Genomic DNA, 17,813 nt, shown 5'->3' with positions numbered 1-17,813 from the left:
GGCGGCCGGTTCACCACCTGTCCTCATTCACGCGGCGGCGGGGGAGGCGCACGATGCGAGCGGCACTGTTTCAGGGTCCGGCGTCGACCGGCTTGCCGGCCGCGTCGTCGGAGGTCGCCGCGGTGGCCGTCGCCGCGCAGGAGGCCGGCGCGAGCATCCTCGTCTGTTCCGAGCTGACGCTCACCGCATACCGGAGTCCCCTGGCGCCCGAGCCGCGGCCCGAGGGAACCGGGCGCGGACCGATCGGCCGGCTGATGACCGAAACCGCTCACGCATGCGACCTGGCGATCGCCTACGGGTACGCCGAGCGCGGACGCGGCGGCGAGGTGTTCGACTCGGCGGCGGTGGTGGGTCGCGACGGCACCCTGCGCGCGCACTACCGAAAGACGCACCTGTACCGGCCCGCTGTCGGGACGCCGGTCGGCTCCGCGCCCGACGACACTCCGTTCACCGCAGGCGATCGGCTGGTGGAGCAGTTCGCCTTCGGCGGGCTGACCTGCGGAATCCTCGTCTGCTACGACGTCGAGTTCCCGGAGGCCGCGCGTGCGCACGCCCTCGCGGGTACCGACTGGCTTCTGGTGCCGACAGCGCTCGCGCAGCCCGACGATCACGTGGCCACCACGCTCGTTCCGGCACGGGCGATCGAGAATCAGATGTTCCTCACCTACGTGAACCGGGTGGGCCCGGTCTCGGACGCCGAGGGTGCCGGTGCGGCCGTCCGGTACTGCGGTCGGTCGTGCGCGATCGCACCGGACGGCGTCGAGCTGGCCCGTGCCGGCGAGGGCGCCGAACTGCTGCTGGTGGATCTGGAGCCGGAGCGTCTGGAGCGTTCGCGCCGCCATAATCGCTACCTGCGCGATCGTCGCGCCGACCTGTACGGGGCGAGCGATCCGCGTCGGCGTCCCGATCCGCACGACGCCGGGAGGCGATCGCGGTGAGCATCCCGGTCGCACCGGAGGGCGGAACCCCGCTGTCGATGATCGGACCCGACTTCCCCTTCCCGTACGACCTCTTCCGTGCGCACCCCGCCGGGATCGGTGCGGTTCCCGCAGAAGCCCTCGGGACGCAGGTCGCCGTGATCGGAGGCGGGCTGTCGGGCGTCATCGTGGCGCGTGAGCTCACTCGGATGGGCCTGCGGCCGGTGCTGTACGAGCCCGACCGGATCGGCGGCCGTATGCGGTCGGCGTCGTTCGACGGTCATCCCGGAGCGATCGCTGAGCTGGGCGCCATGCGGTTTCCACCGTCCTCCACCACGCTGTTCGGCTATTTCGACGAAGCAGGCGTGGGCACTGTGCCGTTCCCGAATCCGTTGGCGCCGTGTACACCGGACACGGTCATCGACCTCAAGGGCGTCACCGTTCACGGGCGGTCGCTGGACGATCTGCCGCCGGTGTTCGGCCGTGTCGCCCGCGGCTGGGAGGCCGCACTCGAGGCGGGCGCCGGGCTCGGTGCGCTGCGGTCGGCGATCCGGGCACGGGACGCCGCGGCCGTGGCGGCGCTGTGGCACCCGCTCGTGGAGCGCTACGACGACACCACCTTCTACCGTTTCCTCGTCGACTCCGCACAACTGCGGTCGTTCGCGGACCGAGAGTTGTTCGGTCAAGTGGGTTTCGGAACCGGCGGGTGGGACACCGACTTCTCCAATTCGATCCTCGAGGTGCTGTGGGTGGTCGCGACGGCGGCCGACGAGGACCATCGGGGCGTGGTCGGCGGGGCGCAGCAGTTGCCCGTCCGGTTGTGGTCGGCGGCGGTTCCCGGTGCCGCGCACTGGCCGGCGGGCACGTCGCCGGCGTCGTTGAACGGCGGTCGCCCGCGTCCGGCCGCGGTCGAGATGCGGCGCACGCATCCCCACCGGATCACGGTCACCGATGCCGGCGGCGGCATCGCCGACTATCCGGCGGTGGTGTACACGGCGCCACTGTGGCTGCTGCTGAGCACCGTCAAATGCGACGAGTCACTGTTCGCCGCCGAGCATTGGAGTGCCATCGAGCGGACTCACTACATGGGTTCCAGCAAAGTGTTCGTTCTGGTGGACCGGCCCTTCTGGCGTGAGCTGGATCCGTCGACCGGCTATCCGCGGATGAGCATGACGCTCACCGATCGCATGCCCCGAGGCGTGTACCTGTTCGACGGTCCGCTCGCCGGGAGCGGGGAGCCGGAGTCCTCCGACGGTCCCGCGGTGATCTGCCTGTCGTACACGTGGGCCGACGACTCGCTGAAGCTGATCCCGCTCGACGCCTCCGAGCGGATGGATCTCATGCTCGACTCGTTGTCGTCGATCTATCCCGATCTCGACATCCGCAGTCATGTGATCGCGCCACCGCTCACGATCTCCTGGGAGGTGGAGCGGAACTTCATGGGTGCGTTCCGCGCGAATCTGCCCGGTCACTACCGTTATCAGGAACGGCTGTTCACGCACTTCGTCCAGGAGGGGTTCGCGCCCGGTCATCGCGGTGTCTTCCTCGCCGGCGACGACGTCGCGTGGACGGCGGGATGGGCGGAGGGCGCGGTGCAGACCGCGCTCAACGCCGTGTGGGGCGTGATGCACCACCTCGGTGGGCGGTGTGATCGTCGCAATCCCGGGCCGGGGGACAGGTTCGCCGAGTTGGCACCGATCCGCCTGCCCGATGTCACGTGACCGCGTGGCCACGCGATCGGCAGACCGGAGGAACATGATGAAGGAACCGAGTAGAACCGCACTCGCGACCGCATACGCCCGCGCCTATCACCAGGTGGCCGACAGCCCGCGGATCCTCGACGATCCCTTCGCCGTGCGTCTGATCGGAAGCTCCGGCGAGGCACTGAGCCGCGCGGCTGAGGACGGGCGACTGCCCGTCGCGGCCACCGATCGGCGGCGACGATTGTTCTTCGCGGCCCGCGCCCGGTTCGCGGAGGACCGGGTCGCGGCCGCGGCAGCCCGGGGTGTCGGTCAAGTCGTCGTGCTGGGGGCGGGACTGGACACCTTCGGTTATCGCAGCACCGATCCCGGCCTGCGCGTCTTCGAGGTCGATCACCCGGCCACACAGGAATGGAAGCGGGAACGGCTCGCTGAAGCGGCGATCGACGTGCCGGCGACGACGACGCTCGTTCCGGTCGACTTCGAAACCGACGATCTCGCGGAGTCGCTGGCGTCGGCCGGGTTCCGGCGAGACGCGGCGGCGGTGTTCGTCTGGCTCGGAGTGGTCTACTACCTGACACCGGAGGCCGCGCGATCGACGCTGGAGTACGTCGCCGGCCAGACATCGTCGGCGGAAGTCATTCTCGACTATCTCGAGCCGGCGACCGACGACGCACAACGCGCACGGATGCAGGCACGGGCGGAGCGGGTGGCCGCCGTGGGCGAGCCGTGGTTCAACTTCTACGACCGTGACGACCTCGGCGCGCTGCTGCGCGATCTGCGTTTCCACGACGTGGAGGATCTGTCCGCCGCCGAGCTGATCGGGACCTACACGGGCCGGACGACCGAGGCGACGAGCCCGAGTCGGATCCTCTGGGCTCGCGGGTGACAGGTACGGCGGCGCACTACGCCGTCAGTGGTTTCGTACGATCGCCGGCGCGTCGACGGGTTCCCTCCATGCGCCGTGTCGCTTCGCTCCCTTGGCTTACTCGAAGTGCCTGGGTTCAGGGCGATCCGTTCCCTTCGTAGAAAATCGAGGTTGTCGCGGTCGTCCGACGAGCGGAGACGTCCAGGACCCGCTGGATCCAGATCAGCGGGGTAGAATGGTGGTAGCGGCAATGGATCCTGCCGAGGCGACGCCCAGAGCGTCCGCCTGAACCGCCGACCCGGCTGATGGACCCTGGGACTCCACCGAGGAGGGGAGCGACAGGTGAACATTGTCATTGGCTACGACGCCCACGCGAACAGCAAGGCGGCGGTCGTGTTCGGGGCGCGGCTGGCACGTGCTCTGCATTCGCAGATCCGCGTCGTCCATGTAGTGGATTTCGGCGACCTGCCGTTCGATCCCGACGAGCCCGACTACGAGGTCGAAACCGATCAGCACCTCGAGGAGCACCGGCGGGTGGTCGCCGAACTCCTGGGTCGTGACGCCGACGACTGGACTTACACAACCGCACGCGGAGAGACCGCCCAGGTTCTCACCAATGAGGCGCAGTCGTGCGGGGCGACGATGATCGTCGTCGGACGACCTCATCATGGACTGGGAGCGATGCTCGACCACAGTCTGAGCGGGGCGGTGTTCAAGGGACTGACGAATCGCGGCAACTGCCCGGTCCTCATCGTTCCCGAGGGATGGAGTCTCAGCCCGTGCCGGGCGAGGGACTGGCGGCTTGAGGGACGCGATCGTGCCGGTCGATGACGGCCAGCAGGGCCAGTTTGTCGTAGCTTTCGCTGCCCGGCGATGCGGTGTAGACGAGAAGTGAGTGTGTCTGCACGGGATCGTGGAGAATCTGGCAATTGAGTTCGAGCAATCCGACTTCCGGATGCAGGAGGCGTTTCACCTCGTGCGGTGCGACGCCGATTTCGTGACGCTCCCAGAGCCTTCGGAACTCCTCGTAGCGGGCCTGGAGTTCGTCGGAGACCTGTGCGGCTCGTGACTCCGGTCCCCGAACCGCCACCACGCCGCGCAGGTTGGAGACGTACATCCGCGAGTAGAAGTCGTGGTCGTCGGGAGGATAGAGCTCCCGGGACACCGGCTCGGTGAACCATCGGTATGCTGCGCTGCGTGAGAGACCGGTACGTCCACTGAGGTCTCCGACGAGTGCCGCGCTCAGCGGAGTCTGCCGCAGCGTCTCACCGAGTTCTCCGACGATCTCCGCCGGCGTGTCGGCCAGGCGATCGAAGATTCGCAGCATCCCGGGACTGATGTGATCGGTGGAAGAGCCCCGCGGCGGCGGTTGATGTCCGGCGAGCCGGAACAGGTGATCGTGCTCCGCCCGGGTGAGATGCAGGCCCAGCGCGATCGACGCGGTCACCTGCTCCGACGGCTGCGGGCCCTGCGCGCGCTCGAGCCGTGAGTAGTAGTCGGCCGACATGTGGCACAGAACGGCAACTTCCTCGCGCCGGAGGCCCGCGGTGCGCCGGCGACGTCCGCGCGGCAGGCCGACGTCCTCGGGCGCGAGGGCTTCCCGGCGCGTGCGCAGGAACTCGCCGAGTGCGTCGCGATCGGTCATGTGTTTCATTGTGGCGCGGACGTGCCGTGGTTATCCACGGATCGTCATGCCGTGGATAACGGGCTTCCCGCCGGCCAGACTCGAATCAGAGGGTGTTGGCCTCACTCGGCGGTTGAATAGGAGTCATCGGCATGGATCGCGAACGTTACGACATCGCTATCGGTGATCTCTCGGGGCGACGAGCCGTCGTCACCGGGGCGAGTGACGGAATGGGCCTCGGAATCGCCACTGAATTGGCGGGCGCGGGCGCCGAAGTGATCATGCCGGTCCGCAACCCGCGAAAAGGTGCGGCCGCCTTAGCGACGATTCGATCCCGTGTACCGGCGGCGGCTGTGTCTCTGCGGGAGCTCGAACTGTCATCGCTCGACTCCGTCGCGGCGCTCGGCGCGGCCTTGATGGAGGAGGGCGAGCCGATTCATGTGCTGATCAACAATGCGGGAGTCATGACGCCGCCGTCTCGGCAAGTGACCGCCGACGGCAACGAACTGCAATTCGGAACTAATCATCTGGGCCACTTCGCACTCGTCGGACGTCTGTTGCCGCTGCTGCGCGCGGGGTCCGCCCGCGTGACGACGCAGTCGAGCGTCGCAGCTCGCAGGGGCACCATCAACTGGGCCGATCTGAACTGGGAGCGTGGGTACGACGGAATGCGTGCCTACCGTCAGTCGAAGATCGCGTGTGCGCTGTTCGGCCTCGAACTCGATAGACGTAGTTCCGCGGCGTCATGGGGTATCACGAGCAACGTGTCCCATCCCGGTGTCGCTCCCACTGCCTTGCTCGCGGCCAGACCGGAACTCGGACGCCGGCGGGATACGCGTGCGGTGCGCATGATTCGCTGGCTCTCGGCACATAGCCTGATCGTCGGCACTGTGGAGAGCGCCAAGCTTCCGGCGCTTATGGCGGCGACCGCACCCGACGCGGTCGGCGGCCGCTTGTACGGTCCTCAGTGGCCCGGCCGACTCGGCGGTCCGCCGGGCTGACAGAATCTGTGGAAGACGTTGCGCACCGACGACGCGGCACGACTCTGGACCGTGTCCGAAGAGATGACGGGCGTCAGGTTCGAATGACGCGGCGTTGGCACCGAGACCGTTCCGGCCGTCGCCGCAGACGAGCCCGACAGAACCGAGGGTCGGAGTTAAGGTGCTGTGATGACACCATCGTGGCCCGAACTCGTCGGACGGAACATCGGGGCTGCGATGGTGCCAGTCGCCGGGCGCATGACGAGTACGACACCGAACGACACCGACGTCCTCGATTTCTGGTCCGGTGGAGCCGGACGTTGGCGTGTGGAGCGAGACGGCGAGGTCCAGTACATCAGCGATGGCCGCCGCACGTTCTACCGTGACAGCAACGGCGCGGCAGTGGAACTCAGCGGCCGCGGTATCCGAATGCCGTGGCTGACGACTCACATAAGCCCGATCGACCTCGTGGGGCAATCCGGAGTCCTCCACCAGATGACGCGAGACGTCGTCGCACTCACCACGCCGGTGCCCGTCCGCTGCGATGGGCGGCCGGCGTGGTCGACCCTGCTAGGCCGACCCGGTGCCACGGAGCGAGAGCGGCTCACGATCACGATCGACGACCGGTCGGGTTTGATTGTCGGACTGTCCTCGGGGCGAGGCTTCGCGCTCACCGTGACGAGCCTGTCGAGCGGTCCGGTGGACGATGGCGCATTCGCCTGGCCGTGGCCGGGCAATCCGCCCGTGGAGGAAGTGATCTCCGATAGACAGCGGACGATCGATCGTTCGGCGATTCTGGAAGCGATCACGTTGGCTCTCGACCGCCGTACGGAGGTACTCGCCGCCATCGCATCGTCAAAAGTGGTCGACGATGCACGGATGGCCGTCGCGGGGCTGCTGGGAACCGACGAGGTCGGAACTGACGCGGTACTGGCGATGCAGTTGCGTAGATTTACCCGGTTCGAGCGAGAAAAGATCAGAGACGAGGCGGAAAACCTCCGCGCTCTCCTCGACAACGCGAATGATGCAACCAATGGCCAGATGCCCGGATAACGTGAAGCCCTACGACGCCCAGATCGGGCTCACGCCCTACAGAGATGAGAACATTGCCGTCTGGATGGACTCGGTGTACGTCTACCTCGACTCGTTCGAGTTCTCGGTCTCAGTGCGCAAGCGAAGGTGGCATCCGCCAACGTCGACTCCCCAGTTCGGGCGATATCCGCGTGTGGTTCGCCTGACCGTTCTATGGGAATACAAGAGCGATCATTCGTTCTCGACGGAAATCTAATTGTAGAAGATTCGAAGCACGCCATCGAGTTGTGGCCTTCCGAAGGTGCGTCTCCCGGCCTCAAGTCGCAAGCTGTGAATTACCCGGTAGAGATCGAACCTGCGAGTTGGTTCGGGACCCGAGTACCAGCGGGGCCAACTATCGCCGCAACCACCATCGGCGACTTCCTGGTCGGCGAGGATGGAGGCTGGGTTCGAGCTGAACTGCACGCGGCGAGCACTTTACGGAGTCGATCGTGGCGACGACACCCGTCCGACTGGCATAGACCGCAAGTGCGAGAGGGATGATCCACCAAGCGGCCCCAGGCGGCGAGCACTTGCTGATGCATGACCGGGGGCGAGGTCAGGCGGCGTCGATGCTGACGGTGAGGCGGGCGCCGCAGGCGCGGGCGAGGCGCTCGAGAAAGTTGACGGTGGGAGTGCGGGAACCGTTCTCGACGGCGGCGACGGAGCTTTGAGTGGTGCCCATCCGTTCTGCGAGCTGGGCTTGGGTGAGTCCGGCGTCGATTCGAGCCTGGTAGGCGATTCCTGCTAGCTCCATCACGACTCCGGCGGTTTCGTATGCCTGGTCGTAGACCTCACGCTCGGCGGCGGTGAGGTCGGCGAGCGCCGCCTGCTTGTACTCGGTGTAGTTGGTCATGATTTCCCTTCCTTCTCCTGATCCCGGCGGCGCAGCACATTGCGGGCTCGCTGGACTTCTTTGCGCTCGTTGTTGCGCTGCTTGCGGAACGTCGTCAACGTGATCACGCGGCGCTCAGGCTGGATGGTGTAGGCGATTCGCTGGTTGACTTGATCACAGCGAAACCGGAGTTCCCAGAGATTCTCGTTGAGCTTGCGGCTGTGCGGCATTCGGAGCATGGCACCTTCGACGGCCAGGAGGTCGAGTGCCCGGAACGCCTGTGCCCGTCCCTTCACTGTGAGCCCGTCGAGCCAACTGCGCACCTCTTCACTCAGCTCAATCTGCCACGTCGATCCCCGCTCGATTCCCACCCTCCGAGTATACCGGGAGAGCTATATAGCATCAACGGAATAATCAGCAACTGGCGTGCAAGCGTTCGGGGCGAGTTCGGTGTGTATCGGGTAGCCTGAGACCTACGAGCGGTCGGGTCACGAGGACGGCGCAGCGGCCCAGGTGCGGCGGCCGCGCGTCTGGTCATCGTCACAGTGACGATAAACTATGGGATCCGCGAACCATGCTTTGACCAACCGCTTTGATCGAACTGGCCAGCCAGGATTGCCGAAAGCTGAGGTTTCCAACAAGCAGACCCAGCTCAATCGGTTAAGTACTTCTCAACAATTGCCAGTTGTGTGCAAAACGCGCTGAACTGTCGTCGACTGGCGAGTTTCATATATGGACATGGAACCCGAGCCGATAAGATACATTATGTCAAGTTGAACCCTGCGTATTGCAACAGATGAATCACTGCGGCTCCCCCATGCCCGGGCGCTTCGTTCATTCTATGGCGTCGGGACCAGCGGATACGTACCGGTTAGGCCAGCCGCCTTCCGGCGAGACCCCATGAGTCGCGTGGGCAGTTGCCCGGTCTTGATCGATTTCGTTGTCATTTTGACCTGCGGGTATTGACCTGCCGTCTCATTGGATGCATCATTGAATCATCAGATGAAACCGTTTCTGGTGGAGGTTCCGATGCGAATCGATGAGGTTGGCCGAGTACATCTGGTTGAATCTGTGCCGCTTCTGCGGCCGGAGGAGCGTGTCGTCGAGCTGATGCTCGACGGGTGGCGGAACCAGCAGCTGTCCAGGAACTTGCAGTTCTCGACAATCGATCGGCGAGTGCGCTGCGTGCAGAGGTTCATCGAGCATTCGAACGAGGAGCCGTGGAACTGGACACCGGCGATGGTTGAGGAGTTTTCCGCCGATCTTCGGTCGGTTCGTCATGTGATGCACTCGACGTTGCGCGGCTACCACGGCACACTGCGGGCATTCTGTTCCTACATCAGCAACCCTGACTACGGGTGGGACCGCGTCTGTGAGCAGCTGTTCGACGCGTACCCGGCCCAGGTTTTTTCCGCCTGGAACACCGCGAGCCACGTCCAGGAGTACGACGGGCGGGCGAGCAAGCGCCCGTACACCAAGGACGAGCTTCAAGCCTTGTTCGAGTACGCCGACGATGAGGTAGCTCGGATCGGTACGACCAGCAGGAAGGGCTGGCAGGCGGCCTACCGGGACGCCGCGATGATGAAGGTCGCCTACGCCTACGGCTTGCGGTTTAACGAGCTCACGCACCTGCAATTGGTGGACTTCGCCCGCAATCCCCACGCTCGCGAGTTCGGGAAGTTCGGCGTGTGCAAGGTCCGGTACGGGAAGGCGTTCCGCGGGTCACCTCCGAAACCCCGTTCGGTGTTGACGGTGTGGCGGTGGACGCCTCCGATCATCGAGGACTGGATCGCCAACGGCCGAGGTGATCCCGACAGTCTTGATCTGTTCTCCAGCGAACGAGGTGGGCTGGTGGTGGGGTCGACTCTTCTTCGTCGTGTACGCCGCTACTGTGTTGATCTGGGTATCCCCGACGGCGTCGATCTGCATTCGTTTCGGCGGTCGTACGCCACGCATTTACTCGAGGATGGCTGGGATCCCAGGTTCGTGCAGGACCAGATGGGGCACGAACACGCCTCGACGACGGGAATCTATCAGTTCACATCTGACGAATTTCGTCGGTCGACATTGAGATCGGTGTTGGACCGGACCGTGAGAGAAGCGTTGGACAGCACGACGAAGGGAACTGCCGAATGAAACGCAAGGTCGATTACACGTGGCGGCTGGCGGAGTTGATGGCTGCGCGCGGAATGAACACGACCACGGACTTGATCCCCTTGCTCGCAGAACGGGACATCTCGTTGTCCCGTCCCCAGGTGTATCGGCTGGTCAACCAGCGACCTGAGCGGGTGTCGCTGCAGTTGATGTCGGCGTTGTGTGACATCTTCGGGTGCGGCCCCGACGCGCTTCTCACAGTCACCGCCGTCAATGCTCGCGAGCACCACCGAGCAGCCAATGCCGGCCCGAACGTCATGCGGCTGGACCGCGCTGTGCGTCCGCGGCGCGCGAACATCCTCGACGAGTAGCACCACGCAATGAGGTGAAGACAGGATGGAACCTGACGGCCTAGTCCCCTATCGGCCAGTACGCGGCCGACCGCGACAGGCGAGTGGAGCGTGGGTCTGCGACCGGTGCGGCAGATCGACCACCCGGACGCAGGCACACTGGCCCGAAGGCCGAATCTGCTTCACCTGCTGGTTCACCGCGATCCACACTCACGGAACATGCCCGGTATGCGGCGTCGAACGACTTCTACCTGGACCACCCCTGCCCGACGGCACCCCGGTGTGCGGGCCGTGCGCAGGTATCGTCGACGACTTTCGATGCAGCCGCTGCGGCGAGGAGTCCGGTCACCACCGCGGGACGATATGCGCTCGCTGCGCCGTCCGGGACGACCTACACGAGATCATGGGCGGGCCGCCGTCCGACCCAATCCTCAGCGGCCTCGTCGACGCGCTATGCGTCGCTAAGCGACCCGAGTCGACGATGATCTGGAAGCGGTCACCGAAAGTCCAGGAACTGCTCAAGGGGCTAGGAACCGGCGCCATCGCCGCCACGCACGAAGGCTTAGACACCCTACCCAGTCGGGCAGCAGAACATCTGCGGACATTGATGGAATACCACGGCCTACTGCCTCCCCGAGACCGGTGGCTGCCACGCTTCGAACAATGGATCGATGACAAGCTGATCGACCTGCCGACCGAGGTCGCCCGGCCCGCTCGCCACTTCGCGACGTGGCACCATCTGCGGCGGATTCGCGCAATCGCCGATGCCGGCGGCGATACCCAGCCATCGGTGCGATCGGCCAAACAAGAGATCACCGAGACCGTCAAGTTCCTGAGCTGGCTGAGGTCCACCTACGGACGCACGATCGAGACCTGCACGCAACACGACGTTGAAGCGCCCTGGGTTCCGTTCCGAGTCTCAGCAAGGAGAATCGGAGTATGCCCAAGAAGTTCAGTCCAGAGCTGCGTGAGCGTGCCGTGCGCATGGTCTACGACCGCCAAGCCCGCGAGGGCGGCCCTCGCGCAGCATCGATCCGTGCCGTCGCGCCGCAGCTCGGTGTCGGCACAGAGACGCTGCGGATCTGGTGCAATCGCTACGGCGCCACCGAGCCGGTCGGACCGGGAGAGCCGCTCGAGGAGGAGAATCGCCGTCTCCGGCGGGAGCTCGCCGAGGCGCGACGTGCGAACGAGATCCTGAAGGCCGCCTCAGCGTTTTTCGCAGCGGAACTCGACCGCCCCACGACGAAATGATCGCGTTCGTCGACATGCATCGCGAGAAGTTCGGGGTCGAGGCCATCTGCCGCATCCTCAGTGCGACAGAATGTGGGTTCATCACCTCCCGCGGATACCGCGCTGCCAAGAACAGGCCGGCCTCCGCTCGCAGCGTTCGGGACGAGATGCTGGCGGAGGAGGTGCAGCGGATTCATCAGGCGAACTACAGCGTCTATGGGGTCCGGAAGATGTGGCACGCAATGCGCCACGCAGGATGGAACGTCGGTCGCGACCAGGTCGCGAGGCTGATGAAGATCGCCGGCCTGCAGGGCGTTCGCCGAGGTCGAAAGCCCGTCACCACCTGCTCCGCAGACGGAGATGACCAGCGCCCGGACCTCGTTGAACGGCGGTTCGTCGCGGATCGACCGCAGCAGCTTTGGGTCGCCGACATCACCTACGTCCGGATGCTCTCCGGGTTCTGCTACGTCGCATTCGTTACCGATGTCTTCAGTCGCAGAATTGTCGGCTGGGCGGTCGCGCCCACGCTCCACACGGAGTCTCTGCCATTGCTCGCACTGGAGCATGCACTGCAGTCCACCGGGGTGAGCAGGAACGAAAGCGGATTGATCCACCATTCCGACAGGGGTAGTCAATACGTTTCGCTCGCCTATTCGGACGCTCTGCTCGCCGCGGGAGTTACGGCTTCAGTAGGTACCGTCGGCGATAGCTACGATAACGCGCTGGCCGAGACAGTGAACGGCCTATACAAGGCGGAGTTGATCTACTCCAAGCGGATCTGGGAGTCAGTCAGCGAGGTTGAGCTCGCCACGATGGGCTGGGTCCACTGGTGGAACACCTCCCGGCTCCACGAAGCTCTCGGCTACCGCACCCCGGCGAACGTCGGAGCGACCTACACTCACACCACGACGACCGCGCCCGCGACCGTGTAACCACGGAACGAAACCCAGGGCGCTTCACGTCGACCAGTGGATCGCAACAGGTCCGACAACGCGATACACGATCCGAACGTTCCTGGTCATCTGCAAACAAGACAGACTCAATACCGCCGTGCAGCTCGGCCACCGGGCTCCGAAGACGACACCATCCTTGACTCAAGCCCAGCGGATCGCCTGGATCAGCGAACTGCTCACTGGTGACAGTGAGACTCTCCCTTACAGAGTCGCTGGGGTCCTGATTCTGCTGTATGCGCAGCCGCTGAAAAGCATTGTCCGACTGCAGACATCATCGATCATCGACGGCAATCCGATGGCGATCACTTTCGGCAAGCACCCCGTCGACGTGCCCAAACCGTTCGCTCAACTCGTCCGCGACGTGCTCGCCCATCGCACGAATCTACGCACCAGTGGACACGGCAATCCCTGGTTGTTTCCCGGCACGCATGCCGGAGATCATCTCCATCCCGACACGATCATGCATCGCCTGCGCCTGATCGGCATGAGCAACCTCGGTGCCCGCAACAGCGCACTCGACGACCTCGTGCTCGAGTGCCCTCCGTCCGTCGTCGCCGACGCATTGGGCTACAGCCATCAGGTTGCGTTCCTTCACGCTGAACGCTCCGGCGAAACGTGGGCTCGGTATGCCGGTCGACGACTGCGGTGACGTCGGCCGGACCATCACGGTCCGGAGACAGCACAACATCGCACCAGCTCACTGGTCCTCAGCCGGTACCTGCCCCTCGTTCTGCGATGGTGATTCGTGTGGGTCGACAATGATGCACACGACGAGGGTGAGGGCGCCTAGGACGATGAACGTGTCGGCGAGATTGAACGTGGGCCACCAGCCGGTGTGTAGGTAGTCTGTGACTTTTCCGTCCGGTATGCGGTCGATGATGTTAGCGATCGCTCCGCCCAGGACGGCGGCAATCGCGACGCGCCAGAGCAGTCCGTGGGAGTCTGCGGTACGCCAACCGAGGACCGCGACTCCACACGTGACCGCGGCGGGAATGACCAGCAGTACCCACCCCGGAGCGGTGGCGGCAAAGGAGAAGGCCGCGCCCGAATTGAACGCTAACTGCAGGTCCACCGGCCCGGCCTCTATTCGGGTGCCGTCAAGTGCATCGACTGCCCATGCCTTGACGGCCACGTCAACGATGACGAAGGTCAGGGCCAGCAGCAGCATCCCCAGGCGGCGGGCATATCCCGACCTACCGCCTGACACCGCCGGACCAGACGGGGTCATCGGTTCGCCCCGACTGCTACCGATGCTCCAGCGGTATCGGCCATCGTCAGGCGGTTCTTGACCCGCCCAGCACGGACGCCGTTGGCGATGACGACGATCTCACCGAGTTCGTGGACAGCGACCACCGCGGCCAACCCGAGCAACCCGAACAGTGCGAGCGGGATGAGAACGGCGATCAGACCAAGGGACAGCCCCACATTTTGCAGCATGATGGTCCGCGCCCGACGAGCATGATCGAGCGCTTGAGGCAGCACCCGCAGGTCCTCGCCCATCAGTGCCACGTCCGCGGTTTCAATCGCGACATCAGAACCCATCGCGCCCATGGCGATTCCCAAGTCAGCTGTGGCCAGTGCGGGAGCATCGTTGACCCCGTCACCGACCATTGCGATGAATCCGTCGCCGCGCAGCGTGGACACGATTCGTGCCTTGTCTTCTGGACGCAGATCCGCATGGACATCGTCGATCCCGGCGATCTGTGCAAGAGCAGTCGCCGTCGCGGCATTGTCACCGGTGAGCATCACCACGGCATTTCCAGAATCGTGCATGTGCGTGATGACCTCCCGTGCTTCGGGGCGAAGCTCATCACGTACCGCGACGACTCCGAGGAGACGTTGGTCTTCCTCGACGAGAACCGCGGTTGCACCATCAGCTTGAAAGGCCGCGACCCGGTCGGCCAGAGCACCCGCATCGATCCAACCCGGCCGCCCAAGCCGAGCGGGGCGACCCTCGACCAGACCGGTCAGACCCGCTCCTGGCACCGCCTGTACATCAGTCGCAGCCCTACTCACCCCACCGTCAGCTGCAAGGATCGCACGAGCCAGAGGATGTTCACTGTGAGCTTCCAGCGCCGCGGCAACCGCGAGCACTCGCGCCTGCTCAATCGAATGCCCAACGTCGCCGGTCACACCGGGTTCTCCCGCGACCTCGTTCGCCTGACCGCCAACAGCAACACCGACAACAACCGGCTTGTTCGCGGTGAGCGTTCCCGTCTTGTCAACAGCCACGATCCGGACCCGGCCGAGAGACTCCAACGCCGCACCACCTTTGACCAGCACACCAATCTTGCTGGCGGCGCCGATAGCAGCAACCACTGTCACCGGAACCGAGATTGCCAGCGCACAGGGTGAGGCTGCCACCAGCACCACAAGAGCTCGTTCCACCCACGTCGCCGGGTCGCCAAACACTGCGCCGATACCCGCGATCACAGCGGCCATGAGCATGATTGCCGGAACCAGCGGCTTAGCAATCCGGTCAGCTAACCGCTGCGCATCGCCTTTTCGAGACTGCTCCGCCTCGACAATCTGCACAATCTTCGCCAGCGAATTGTTCTCCGCAGTAGCGCTGACATCAACGGCCAACACACCAGTGCCGTTGATCGATCCCGCGAACACGACGTCCCCAGGATTCGCTTCAATCGGCACCGATTCGCCAGTAATCGCCGATACATCCAGCGACGATCGCCCCTCGCTTATGCGCCCATCAGTGGCGATACGCTCACCCGGCTTGATCAGGATCTGATCCCCGACACGAAGAACTGACGGCGACACCGCTGTCGGGACGCCCGCCCTCAACACCATCGCCGAATCTGGGACCAGATCCAACAACGCCCGCAGGCCCCGACGAGTACGACCAACGGCGTACTCCTCAAGGCCCTCGCTAATCGAGAACAACACCGCGAGCATCGCCGCTTCCCCGACCTCACCGAGAATCACCGCACCCACCGCAGCGATCGTCATCAGCGTTCCAACGCCGATCTTCCCCGATGCCAGCCGCCGCAGTGTCGACGGGACAAACGTCGCCGCGCCTACTAGCAGAGCACCCCACTCCAGGGTCGTACTGATCGTCCTCGGACCATCTGCCCAGCCAGTGAGATAGGCGGCCACCAACAACAATCCGGCAACCGCAGCTGCCTGAAGTTCTCGGACGTTCCACCAATGTCCAGGCGCCTGCTCATCCTCCCCGATCTCGTCGTGCCCACATCCACATGCATCACTCATCGTCGATCACCCCCCACACCGCGGATCTCCTCAACGACCGCGCCGGCAGTGGCCTCACCATCGCAGGCACTGTCCAACCCATAGTTGGGACACAGCACTACGGCACTGCCCGTCGCAGCAAGCACCGTCTCAGCCGCCGCCAGCAGGTCGAGAAGCTCCGGCCGCGCCAGACGGTAGAACACCTGCCTGCCCTCTGGCCGACCCACCACCAATCCGCAGTCCCGCAGGCACGCAACATGCGCGGACACTGTCGACTGAGCAAGACCCAACTCAGCCATCAGATCAGCCACTCGAGCCTCACCACTGCGGGCCAATCGAGCCGCGATCGCTAGCCGGGTCCCGTCAGACAAACTCCGAAACAACGCGACCGCAGGATCGAGCTCCGTCCCCACCATCACCGAACATCTATTCATCGTCATACGACGATGATAGCGTCCAGGCACGGTGGAATCGAAGCTCCCACCTCACCCGCACCCCGAAGGAGCAATCCGCGATGCCGTCGATGTCACAAGTCGAAGCACTGTTCTGCCGAAGCGCACCATGGGAGACCGCGACCAGTCGGTGGGTGCTCCCTTGGGCTCTACAAGGAGTCCAGCCCAACGGCGCCCTCCTCGAGATTGGCGGCGGCGGTGGCGCTATGGCGGCCCACATTCTGGCGGCAAGCCCAGAACCGCAGACGACAACCATTACCGTCACCGACTTCGACCCCCGAATGGTCACAGCCGCTCAAGACCGCCTCCGCGCCTTCGGTGACCGCGCGCACACCCGGGTTGCAGACGCAACTGCTTTACCATTCGCCGACGGCCAGTTCGACATGGTCGTCTCGTTCATCATGCTCCACCACGTCGTCGACTGGGAGCAAGCACTAGCCGAAGCAGTCCGAGTGCTTTATCTGTAACTTGGCCACAGCGTATCCGACTGTGAATCACATAACGGTTTAGATCGTGGGTGACACCCCTCCAGTCGGGTGTACCCGTCGATAGGGCTTACGGGGCGTCGAGGACTGGCGTGGAGTCGTTTGAGATTGGCAGTCGGGGCCGGCGGAGGATAGGTACCGTGATTCATCCGGTGAGTCGCTTCCGATGTCACACCCGGGCGAACTCTCCGGGAGTCCCCTGATGCGGTTGCCGGGTCTAGGATGCTGCAATCGAGGTATGGATGTCGGCGAGCAGGTCGTGGCGAGTATTTCTCGGCAACTTGGGCGACCTGCCGGGATTCGCGGTCGAATCGTCGGCCGGGTACTGAATCGACGCAATCGTGAACCTATTGCTGCCGCGGTGGAGGCTGCCGGAATCCGGACGGGTCGAGTAGTCGCCGATGTCGGGTTCGACGGTGGTGTCTGTCGGATTAGGGTTGTTGCTTGATCGTGTAGGGCAATCGGGCATGGTGCACGGATTCGAGATCTCCACAACGATGATCGACGGCGCACAGAGACGCTTTCGTCGCGAGATCCAAACGCGGAGACTGTCACTGACTGCCGCGCCGATGGAGTCCCTACCTGTTCCGGACGCTTCGATTGACGCGTTGATCAGCACGAATACGATTTACTTCATCGATTCGCCGCATTCAGTGAGCTCCATCGGATTCTCGCCGGCAACGGCTGCGCCGTTCTCGGCATCGCAGATCCGGATGCTTTGTGAGCGATGCCGTTCACCCAGTACGGGTTTCAGGTCCGGGAATTCGATGCGATTGTCGACGAACTCCAGCGAGCCGGCCTGCATGTCGAGGAACGGATCCGCGCCGGCGGTGTCGACTTTCCCTATTGGTTGCTCGTCGCACGCAAGTCCGGTGTCCGGTAGCGGCTTTTCGATGGCGCCGTTGCCTGAGTGCGCCTGACCGCGTCTCTGTGCGGTCCGGCTCGCCCGCAGCTTCAGGTAGGCGACGTCGCTGAAGGAAACTCGTCGCGGACAACAGCATCAATGCTGGGGTGAGTCCCCTGGAGTGGTGGGGTTTGGTGGCTCGGTGA

The 17,813-nt window shown here is 64.5% G+C and carries 17 protein-coding genes, 2 pseudogenes and 1 other annotated feature; of the genes and pseudogenes, 12 read left to right on the top strand and 7 right to left on the bottom strand.

The features are described 5' to 3' along the window. Positions 1-53 precede the first annotated feature (53 nt). The 4 genes from ACK8HH_RS09890 to ACK8HH_RS09875 all read left to right on the top strand — a co-directional run bounded on the left by ACK8HH_RS09890 (position 54) and on the right by ACK8HH_RS09875 (position 4,316). Complete coding sequence (locus ACK8HH_RS09890; protein WP_278127374.1) at positions 54-938, top strand: nitrilase-related carbon-nitrogen hydrolase; 885 nt, start codon at positions 54-56, stop codon at positions 936-938. Next, positions 935-2,638, top strand: coding sequence for a flavin monoamine oxidase family protein (locus ACK8HH_RS09885; protein ID WP_411815465.1), 1,704 nt, complete (start codon positions 935-937; stop codon positions 2,636-2,638). Before ACK8HH_RS09890 ends, ACK8HH_RS09885 begins: the two co-directional genes overlap by 4 nt. A 37-nt stretch (positions 2,639-2,675) precedes the next feature. Next, positions 2,676-3,506 carry a class I SAM-dependent methyltransferase gene (locus tag ACK8HH_RS09880; protein WP_341338599.1) on the top strand — a complete coding sequence of 277 codons (831 nt, stop codon included), beginning with the start codon at positions 2,676-2,678 and terminating at the stop codon, positions 3,504-3,506. Positions 3,507-3,827: 321 nt separating this feature from the next. Further along, the gene (locus ACK8HH_RS09875) at positions 3,828-4,316 is read left to right on the top strand and encodes a universal stress protein (protein WP_278127372.1); all 489 of its coding nucleotides are present in this window, start codon (positions 3,828-3,830) and stop codon (positions 4,314-4,316) included. On the opposite strand, the gene ACK8HH_RS09870 is transcribed toward ACK8HH_RS09875, so the two are convergent. Then, positions 4,258-5,130, bottom strand: a complete 873-nt coding sequence (locus tag ACK8HH_RS09870) for a helix-turn-helix transcriptional regulator (protein ID WP_278127371.1) — start codon at positions 5,128-5,130, stop codon at positions 4,258-4,260. The genes ACK8HH_RS09875 and ACK8HH_RS09870 overlap by 59 nt on opposite strands. A 131-nt stretch (positions 5,131-5,261) precedes the next feature. Here ACK8HH_RS09870 and ACK8HH_RS09865 point away from each other — a divergent pair. Both ACK8HH_RS09865 and ACK8HH_RS09860 read left to right on the top strand, forming a co-directional pair. Further along, positions 5,262-6,197, top strand: a pseudogene (locus tag ACK8HH_RS09865) (SDR family oxidoreductase). A gap of 81 nt (positions 6,198-6,278) precedes the next feature. After that, on the top strand, positions 6,279-7,142 hold the full coding sequence (locus tag ACK8HH_RS09860) for a hypothetical protein (protein ID WP_278127370.1): 864 nt from the start codon (positions 6,279-6,281) through the stop codon (positions 7,140-7,142). Between the two features lie 577 nt (positions 7,143-7,719). Here the strand turns inward: ACK8HH_RS09860 and ACK8HH_RS09855 are convergent. Then, positions 7,720-8,016 (bottom strand): helix-turn-helix domain-containing protein, encoded by a 297-nt coding sequence (locus ACK8HH_RS09855; protein ID WP_006895015.1) that lies wholly within the window; start codon positions 8,014-8,016, stop codon positions 7,720-7,722. Then, positions 8,013-8,366 (bottom strand): type II toxin-antitoxin system RelE/ParE family toxin, encoded by a 354-nt coding sequence (locus tag ACK8HH_RS09850; protein WP_278127369.1) that lies wholly within the window; start codon positions 8,364-8,366, stop codon positions 8,013-8,015. Before ACK8HH_RS09850 ends, ACK8HH_RS09855 begins: the two co-directional genes overlap by 4 nt. 658 nt (positions 8,367-9,024) lie before the next feature. Between ACK8HH_RS09850 and ACK8HH_RS09845 the strand changes: the two genes are divergently transcribed. The 4 genes from ACK8HH_RS09845 (at position 9,025) to ACK8HH_RS09830 (ending at position 13,271) form a co-directional block, all read left to right on the top strand. Beyond that, complete coding sequence (locus ACK8HH_RS09845) at positions 9,025-10,131, top strand: tyrosine-type recombinase/integrase (RefSeq protein ID WP_278127435.1); 1,107 nt, start codon at positions 9,025-9,027, stop codon at positions 10,129-10,131. After that, positions 10,128-10,460, top strand: coding sequence for a helix-turn-helix domain-containing protein (locus ACK8HH_RS09840; RefSeq protein WP_005203177.1), 333 nt, complete (start codon positions 10,128-10,130; stop codon positions 10,458-10,460). Before ACK8HH_RS09845 ends, ACK8HH_RS09840 begins: the two co-directional genes overlap by 4 nt. Positions 10,461-11,378: 918 nt before the next feature. Continuing rightward, positions 11,379-12,601 (top strand): IS3 family transposase gene (locus ACK8HH_RS09835; protein ID WP_233500136.1). Its coding sequence is split into 2 segments (ribosomal slippage): positions 11,379-11,658 and positions 11,658-12,601, totalling 1,224 coding nucleotides; the frame shifts between segments, so codons are not numbered across the junction. Then, positions 11,648-11,781 (top strand) — a sequence feature (AL1L pseudoknot). It overlaps the preceding gene by 134 nt. A 157-nt stretch (positions 12,602-12,758) precedes the next feature. After that, the gene (locus ACK8HH_RS09830; RefSeq protein ID WP_412475153.1) at positions 12,759-13,271 is read left to right on the top strand and encodes a hypothetical protein; all 513 of its coding nucleotides are present in this window, start codon (positions 12,759-12,761) and stop codon (positions 13,269-13,271) included. Between the two features lie 48 nt (positions 13,272-13,319). Here ACK8HH_RS09830 and lspA read toward each other — a convergent pair whose 3' ends face one another. Genes lspA through ACK8HH_RS09815 form a run of 3 tightly spaced genes read right to left on the bottom strand, consistent with a single transcriptional unit; the run spans position 13,320 to position 16,266 of the window. Continuing rightward, complete coding sequence (gene lspA, locus ACK8HH_RS09825; RefSeq protein ID WP_008376365.1) at positions 13,320-13,850, bottom strand: signal peptidase II; 531 nt, start codon at positions 13,848-13,850, stop codon at positions 13,320-13,322. Continuing rightward, positions 13,847-15,847, bottom strand: coding sequence for a heavy metal translocating P-type ATPase (locus ACK8HH_RS09820; RefSeq protein WP_008376366.1), 2,001 nt, complete (start codon positions 15,845-15,847; stop codon positions 13,847-13,849). The genes lspA and ACK8HH_RS09820 overlap by 4 nt, the downstream gene beginning before the upstream one ends. Then, entirely contained in the window at positions 15,844-16,266 is a 423-nt protein-coding gene (locus ACK8HH_RS09815) for an ArsR/SmtB family transcription factor (RefSeq protein ID WP_039855988.1), read from the bottom strand. Before ACK8HH_RS09815 ends, ACK8HH_RS09820 begins: the two co-directional genes overlap by 4 nt. Positions 16,267-16,340: 74 nt before the next feature. Between ACK8HH_RS09815 and ACK8HH_RS09810 the strand changes: the two genes are divergently transcribed. Then, positions 16,341-16,745 carry a class I SAM-dependent methyltransferase gene (locus ACK8HH_RS09810; protein ID WP_341338586.1) on the top strand — a complete coding sequence of 135 codons (405 nt, stop codon included), beginning with the start codon at positions 16,341-16,343 and terminating at the stop codon, positions 16,743-16,745. A gap of 419 nt (positions 16,746-17,164) precedes the next feature. Further along, positions 17,165-17,356, top strand: a pseudogene (locus ACK8HH_RS09805) (hypothetical protein); the annotation flags it as partial. Between the two features lie 35 nt (positions 17,357-17,391). Here the strand turns inward: ACK8HH_RS09805 and ACK8HH_RS09800 are convergent. Continuing rightward, complete coding sequence (locus tag ACK8HH_RS09800) at positions 17,392-17,568, bottom strand: hypothetical protein (protein ID WP_228461558.1); 177 nt, start codon at positions 17,566-17,568, stop codon at positions 17,392-17,394. Between the last annotated feature and the right edge of the window lie 245 nt (positions 17,569-17,813).

Origin of the sequence: Gordonia sp. LUNF6, assembly GCF_047041125.1 — a bacterium.
In the GTDB taxonomy this organism is placed as follows: Bacteria; Actinomycetota; Actinomycetes; order Mycobacteriales; family Mycobacteriaceae; genus Gordonia; species Gordonia sihwensis.
Note: the sequence above shows the minus strand (reverse complement) of the source record. Positions and strands in the feature narration are given on the sequence as shown.

What these genes read in the sequence shown, in the direction of transcription:
- lspA (WP_008376365.1), bottom strand. Translation starts at nt 13,850, where the DNA reads ATGACCCCGTCTGGTCCGGCGGTGTCAGGCGGTAGGTCGGGATATGCC.
- ACK8HH_RS09870 (WP_278127371.1), bottom strand. Translation starts at nt 5,130, where the DNA reads ATGACCGATCGCGACGCACTCGGCGAGTTCCTGCGCACGCGCCGGGAA.
- ACK8HH_RS09815 (WP_039855988.1), bottom strand. Translation starts at nt 16,266, where the DNA reads ATGACGATGAATAGATGTTCGGTGATGGTGGGGACGGAGCTCGATCCT.
- ACK8HH_RS09800 (WP_228461558.1), bottom strand. Translation starts at nt 17,568, where the DNA reads ATGCAGGCCGGCTCGCTGGAGTTCGTCGACAATCGCATCGAATTCCCG.
- ACK8HH_RS09820 (WP_008376366.1), bottom strand. Translation starts at nt 15,847, where the DNA reads ATGAGTGATGCATGTGGATGTGGGCACGACGAGATCGGGGAGGATGAG.
- ACK8HH_RS09840 (WP_005203177.1), top strand. Translation starts at nt 10,128, where the DNA reads ATGAAACGCAAGGTCGATTACACGTGGCGGCTGGCGGAGTTGATGGCT.
- ACK8HH_RS09845 (WP_278127435.1), top strand. Translation starts at nt 9,025, where the DNA reads ATGCGAATCGATGAGGTTGGCCGAGTACATCTGGTTGAATCTGTGCCG.
- ACK8HH_RS09810 (WP_341338586.1), top strand. Translation starts at nt 16,341, where the DNA reads ATGCCGTCGATGTCACAAGTCGAAGCACTGTTCTGCCGAAGCGCACCA.
- ACK8HH_RS09890 (WP_278127374.1), top strand. Translation starts at nt 54, where the DNA reads ATGCGAGCGGCACTGTTTCAGGGTCCGGCGTCGACCGGCTTGCCGGCC.
- ACK8HH_RS09860 (WP_278127370.1), top strand. Translation starts at nt 6,279, where the DNA reads ATGACACCATCGTGGCCCGAACTCGTCGGACGGAACATCGGGGCTGCG.
- ACK8HH_RS09855 (WP_006895015.1), bottom strand. Translation starts at nt 8,016, where the DNA reads ATGACCAACTACACCGAGTACAAGCAGGCGGCGCTCGCCGACCTCACC.
- ACK8HH_RS09880 (WP_341338599.1), top strand. Translation starts at nt 2,676, where the DNA reads ATGAAGGAACCGAGTAGAACCGCACTCGCGACCGCATACGCCCGCGCC.